We start from the raw sequence: 4,976 nt of genomic DNA on the forward strand, positions 1-4,976 counted from the left end.
GATGCGCTCTGCATATTCTGTGGCCTCTCTGCTGAACTGGGACGTTGTAATCATTATGCCTTTTCGCGCCCGGACGCCGTCCAAGCTACCCGCGAACTGACGCACCACTGGGCTGCTCACTGTGCCGTCCCATCGCTTGGCTTGCACATATACGACATCGAGGCCAAGCCGATCCTGTTTGATCACACCGTCAATACCGCCGTCACCTGCCCTGCCCACCAGCTGCGAGGCATCATCCCGCGAACCTCCGTACCCCATTGCCAAGAGCAGGTCTATTGTGAGTTGTTCAAAGAACCGCGGAGAGGAGGTCTTCACGCGATCGAGGAGCTCCACCGCTAATGAACGCCGCAGTTCTCTACTTGCAGTCTCCAGTATCTCTTCTGGCGTTTCTGGAATCTCATCGGTCTGGCTGTTTGACTCCTGCATGGATAGCTGCCCACGGCTCGGACGCTTGAACTCAACGAACTCCCGATACCGTCGAAGAAGCTTGGAGTCTATTCGCGCCGGTCTCTCCCCCAGAAGGGCTAGCCCACGCGAGGTGATTCTCACACTACCGCGTCCTGTGCTCTCGAGCACTCCCGCCTTCCTAAGGTATACGCCTGCCCACCTCACACGATTGCCGAATCTACTCGCTCCGCTCCGCAGCTTGCAGTTCCGCTCCTCAGGCGTCAGCCCAAAGCGGTCCTCCAACCGCCCCCGCAGTTCCGATAGGGCGTGCTCATTCCCGTCGCCGCACAAGGTGAGCATTGGTAGCATAATGTCCTCGAACGTGGGAACTGGCATATGCCTCCCTCCAGACACATTACCGCCGCAACTGCTTTGAAGTGAAGACAGACCGGTAGGCGTGTTTCATCTGCAGCTCAGACTGGCTTGCCTAACATTTGCATTCGGCAGGATTCGGCGCCAGTCCTCCAGGGGGATTGAACCGCTGAACGCCCAATCATGTGAAGAGTGCGGACTAAGCGCGAAAGGCAGCTGAAACATGGCAAAGCACGTGTTAACGCCTCTTCTACCTACGTATCGGCAAGCTTGTGAATTCATCCGTATGATGGACGGTGTGTCGGAAACCGCTCTTCTCTGGTGCTGCATTGATCACCCTGATAGACGGCAGTCGGCTGCTCAGTCTCCTATTCCAGTACCAGATCGGGGTATTCAAGCGCGATACCGCGGTATGGGATTTCGACTCCGAATACGACTGTCCTTGACAGCACCTGCAACGCCGTCCCATGCGTTCCGCGCATAGAATCGAGCATTGGCTCGCCCGCAATGCTCGGTTCTATGCGCGCGAGCATTGAGACGAGCATTGGCGGTTCTCTTGCTCAGGGAGGCCGCGTTCCCTGGGGCAGCGTCCCGAGGCGCCTCATCGCCACCCCGTCGTCCGCCTCAGCGCCGCCGGATCCCCCGCCCCTCACCCCATCCTCCCATGATTCCGCTTCTCCCGCCCTATTGTCGTTGCAGGACCGTGCCCTGGGTATACCACGGCCTCGTTGGGAAGGGAGAAGAGCACCCGGCCCATGGAGTCCGCCAGCGCCCGGTCATCGCCCCCGCGGAAGTCCGTCCGGCCCACGCCGCCGTCAGCGAAGAGCGTGTCACCGGTGAACACCACGAGGTCCCCTGGAAGCCACAGGCTTATGCCCCCAGGGGTATGTCCCGGGGTTGCAAGGACCTCGAACTCCACGCTCCCGGCCTTCAGCTTGTCGCCGCCTGCGACGGTCGCATCAGCCCCGAGGTCGTCCGAGCCGCCCGCGGACCGGGCTATCACGTGGAACATGTCCTCAGGATCGGAGAGCATGGCCGCGTCCGCCGCGCCCACATAGACTCGAGCCCCGGTGGCGCTCCTCAAGCCTCCGTTCGCTGCTATGTGATCGGGGTGGCCATGGGTGTTCACAATCGCGACACACCTGAGATGGTTCTTCGAAAGGGCATCCACGATGCTGTTGAGCCCGCCCCCCGGATCAATCACCGCGGCCTCGTCGGATCCGTCGCGCCACACGATGTAACAGTTGGTTGATATGGGGCCTACCACGAGAGTCTCCACTCTGAAGGCCCCTGCCTTCGAGGTCCCCGTTCTCGATGCCTGTCCGTCCATCAGTCTCTCCTCCGTCCTCGTCTCAAACACCCTCGCGCCGTCCGCCAACGGATGCTCGCGCTCTCTATGTCTACGAGCGCAGTTGCCGGTCCAGACTGCGCGAACTCAACTCCAACTAGAACACTTTCGCGCTGTCCACAAGTATGGTCACCGGTCCATGGTTCACGAGTTCGACTTCCATATGGGCCTGAAAGACTCCCGTCTCGACGTGGACCCCTTTCCCCCTGACCAGCGCGACGAACTCTTCGTAAAGGGCGTTCCCAACCTCCGGTGGACCGGCCTCCGTGAAACTTGGCCGGCGTCCCCGTCGGGCATCCCCATACAGCGTGAACTGAGATACCACCAACATGCTTCCGCCCACATCCCGAAGGGATAGGTTGAACTTGCCATCCGGGTCGTCGAAGATGCGCAGGTTGACGATTTTGTCCGCCAGATAGGCCGCGTCTTCCGGCCGGTCTCCGCGCCCCACGCCCAAAAGAACGAGGAGACCGGGTCCGATCTCCCCGACGACTCCCCCGTCAACAACGACCCTGGCTGATGTCACCCTCTGGACCACCGCTCTCAATTCAGGCCCCCCAGTCTCCCCCGCCTCGCGCCTGGCTTCAACGCGCTAGCGTTCTCCGCGCGCCTCCTCCGGCCTCCCCGGGCGTGCCCCCCAGTCTCCCCCGCCCCTCAACTCGGGCTGGCCCTATGCACGTCGTGAACGCCTGAGATGCGCTTTATGCGGTTTATGATGTTGTTCATGTGCCCGACGTCGTTTATCTCAACCGTCATGCTTATGAGCGCCGCACGGTTTCTGAGAGTGCGGGCGTTGACCGCGCTTACGTGTGTATGCATGTCGTTGACCGCGGTCATTACTCCCGAGAGAAGGCCCGGATGGTCCTGCGCCTCGATCTCGATCTCAACCGGGTAGGACGTGGCCACAGCGGAGTCCCACTCCACGTCGACCTTGCGTTCTTCTTCCTCTCTCAGAATCAAGGCGGCGTTGGGGCAGTCCGCCCGGTGGACTGACACGCCGCGCCCGCGAGTGATGTACCCGACTATGGGGTCTCCCGGCACTGGGTTGCAGCACCTGGAGAACCTGATGAGAACATTCTCCACCCCACGAACGCGCGCGCCCCGGGACGCGCCAACCCTTCGTTTTGCTGCCGCTGGCTTGGGCTCCTCCGCGACGCGTTCCGGGAGAAGTCTCCCTACGACCTGGGCTGCCGAGATCTTGCCGTAGCCCACCGACGCGAGAAGATCCTCAGCCGATTGATAGCTGAACTTGCGAGCAACCTCAGCAAGCTTGTCCTCTTTCATGTTAGCGTGGACTTCCGCGCCAATATGCCTGAGTTCTTTCTCGAGGAGCTCCTTGCCCCTTGCCACGCTCTCCTCACGTCTCTGCTCTTTGAACCACTGCCTAATCTTGCTTCTGGCCTTGGAGGTCTTGGCGAAGCTGAGCCAGTCCCGGCTGGGCCCGGACTGTGACTTGTTCGTCAAGATCTCCACTATGTCCCCGGTCTGCAGTGTGGCCCCAAGCGGGACCATCCTGCCGTTCACCCTCGCGCCCACGCAGCGGTGGCCGACATCTGTGTGGACTGCATACGCGAAGTCCACGGGGGTCGACCCCGCGGGCAAGGTCTTGACATCCCCTTTGGGGGTGAACACGTAGACCTCATCAGAGAACAAGTCCACCTTGAGAGTCTCGATGAACTCGTGTCCGTCCCGCGTCTCCTTCTGCCACTCCAGTATCTGCCTGAGCCAGGTGATCTTGTCCTCGAATTCTCCCCCTCCGTCGAGCGATTCCTTGTACCGCCAATGGGCGGCGATCCCGTACTCGGCAGTCCTGTGCATCTCCCACGTCCTGATCTGGATCTCGAGGGGTTCCCCACGCGGCCCGATCACTGTGGTATGGAGGGACTGGTACATGTTGGACTTGGGCATTGCCACATAGTCCTTGAACCTGCCGGGGATCGGCTTCCAGATGCTGTGGACCGCCCCGAGCACGGCATAGCACTCGCGAAGTGTATCCACGATCACCCTAAGGCCCAGGAGATCCCATATCTCGCTGAAGTCCTTGCCCTGTTGGGTCATTTTCTGGTATATGCTGTAGAAATGCTTTGGCCGGCCCTGTATCTCGGCGGTGATGCCCACCTCCGCGAGAGTCGCAGACAGGGTTCGTCTGGCCTCCTCGACGTAACCCTCCCGCTCCATGCGTTTCTTGGCGACTCTCTCCACCAACCTGTAGTAGGCGTCGGGCTCGAGGTGGCGGAGGGCAAGATCCTCCAGTTCCCACTTCACCCGCCACATCCCAAGTCTGTGGGCAAGTGGAGCATATATCTCGATGGTCTCCCTTGCGACCCGTTTCTGCTTTTCCGCTGGGGAATGGCGAAGTGTGCGCATGTTGTGGAGCCTGTCAGCGAGCTTGATGAGGATGACCCGAATGTCCCTTGCCATGGCGACGAACATCTTCCGCAGGCTTTCGGCTTGCTGATCTTCTCTGGTCTTGAAGTCCATTCGGGACAGCTTGGTCACCCCGTCCACCAGGAGCGCAATCTCGGGCCCAAACGCTTCCCTGAGGTCGTCCACGGTCTTGCCGGTGTCCTCGATCACGTCATGAAGCAGGCCTGCGGCGACGGTGACCGGATCCAGCTGCATCTCGGACAGGATGACCGCCACCGCCAAAGGATGCTCAAAGTAGGGCTCCCCTGACTCCCTTACCTGCCCTGCATGAGCGTTTTGGGCGTACTCGTAAGCCTTCCGGATGACGTCCACGTTCACATCCGGCCGGTTGGCAAGTGCCTTGGATATCTTGAAAGATTTGGTGTTAATGCAAGTTTTCTCAGGTTTGAAGAGCACACAATGACTGTCGACGCGGCAGCTGATCGTTTAGGCATTAACCGTG

General features: G+C 60.4%; 5 protein-coding genes. All 5 read right to left on the reverse strand.

Annotated elements, in window-relative coordinates; genetic code table 11:
- Nucleotides 1-783, reverse strand: a 783-nt coding sequence (locus tag NUW23_13190; GenBank protein ID MCR4427114.1) for a restriction endonuclease, incomplete at its 3' end; no start/stop codon positions are given.
- Between the two features lie 344 nt (nt 784-1,127).
- The gene (locus tag NUW23_13195) at nt 1,128-1,304 is read right to left on the reverse strand and encodes a hypothetical protein (GenBank protein ID MCR4427115.1); all 177 of its coding nucleotides are present in this window, start codon (nt 1,302-1,304) and stop codon (nt 1,128-1,130) included.
- 104 nt (nt 1,305-1,408) lie between these two features.
- Complete coding sequence (locus NUW23_13200; protein MCR4427116.1) at nt 1,409-2,089, reverse strand: MBL fold metallo-hydrolase; 681 nt, start codon at nt 2,087-2,089, stop codon at nt 1,409-1,411.
- A gap of 115 nt (nt 2,090-2,204) precedes the next feature.
- Complete coding sequence (dtd, locus tag NUW23_13205; protein MCR4427117.1) at nt 2,205-2,654, reverse strand: D-aminoacyl-tRNA deacylase; 450 nt, start codon at nt 2,652-2,654, stop codon at nt 2,205-2,207.
- A 107-nt stretch (nt 2,655-2,761) separates the two neighbouring features.
- The gene (locus tag NUW23_13210) at nt 2,762-4,930 is read right to left on the reverse strand and encodes a bifunctional (p)ppGpp synthetase/guanosine-3',5'-bis(diphosphate) 3'-pyrophosphohydrolase (protein MCR4427118.1); all 2,169 of its coding nucleotides are present in this window, start codon (nt 4,928-4,930) and stop codon (nt 2,762-2,764) included.
- Between the last annotated feature and the right edge of the window lie 46 nt (nt 4,931-4,976).

The sequence above is a fragment of the Bacillota bacterium genome, assembly GCA_024655925.1.
Classification (GTDB): domain Bacteria; phylum Bacillota; class DTU025; order DTU025; family JANLFS01; genus JANLFS01.

Bases quoted from the DNA above. Each gene is read 5' to 3' on its own strand.
- NUW23_13195 (MCR4427115.1), bottom strand. From the start codon at position 1,304: ATGCTCGTCTCAATGCTCGCGCGCATAGAACCGAGCATTGCGGGCGAG.
- NUW23_13200 (MCR4427116.1), bottom strand. From the start codon at position 2,089: ATGGACGGACAGGCATCGAGAACGGGGACCTCGAAGGCAGGGGCCTTC.